Below are 582 nucleotides of genomic sequence, written 5' to 3' on the forward strand. Positions count from 1 at the left end.
CGTGATTTGTTGCGGCCGCTGGTTCGCCAGGATGACACGATCGCGGCTCAGTTGCGGGGGTTGTTGCGTGACTATGCCGGGCATCGCGCGCTGTGGGAGGTGTCGGTGACGGGTGGGATCGTCACGATCCGTGGTCCGTTCGCGGACGAGGCCGAGCGGCGGCTGGTGGCGGCGCTGGGGCGGATCGTGGCTGGTGTGGTGTCGGTGGAGTTGTGTCCGGGGTGATTGTTCACGCAGATCGGAACCGAGGAGGAGATATGCAGGCACGGCCTGGAGATTGGCTGGTGGTGAAGGGTGTCCGGGTGGATCTTCCGGAGCAGCGGGGCCGCATCGTCGAGGTCGGTTCCCCGGATGGTGGTCCGCCGTTCAGGGTGCGCTGGCAGGCCGATGATCATGTTTCGACGATTTTCCCCGGACCGGACGCGATCGTGCTGACCGAGGCGGAGGTTGCGGCGCAGGACGAGCACGATCGGGAGCGGTCCGAGCGGCAGCGTGCGCAGCGGCAGGCGGGGGGAGGGACCCATCGTGTCCGAAAGTGACCGGGGCGTCGTGGTGGCGGGCGTCGACGGTTCGGTGTCGGCG

The 582-nt window shown here is 68.0% G+C and carries 2 protein-coding genes; both read left to right on the forward strand.

Annotated features, from left to right (window positions below):
- Positions 1–225 (forward strand): BON domain-containing protein (locus tag D5S19_RS03890; protein ID WP_147397324.1); only part of this gene is annotated, 225 nt, incomplete at its 5' end.
- A gap of 32 nt (positions 226–257) precedes the next feature.
- Positions 258–539, forward strand: coding sequence for a DUF1918 domain-containing protein (locus D5S19_RS03895; RefSeq protein WP_120021960.1), 282 nt, complete (start codon positions 258–260; stop codon positions 537–539).
- Positions 540–582: the final 43 nt, after the last annotated feature.

This window comes from Amycolatopsis panacis, from assembly GCF_003600245.1.
Taxonomy (GTDB): domain Bacteria; phylum Actinomycetota; class Actinomycetes; order Mycobacteriales; family Pseudonocardiaceae; genus Amycolatopsis; species Amycolatopsis sulphurea.

Excerpts from the sequence above, each read along its gene's own strand:
- D5S19_RS03895 (WP_120021960.1), top strand. The coding sequence starts at position 258 with ATGCAGGCACGGCCTGGAGATTGGCTGGTGGTGAAGGGTGTCCGGGTG.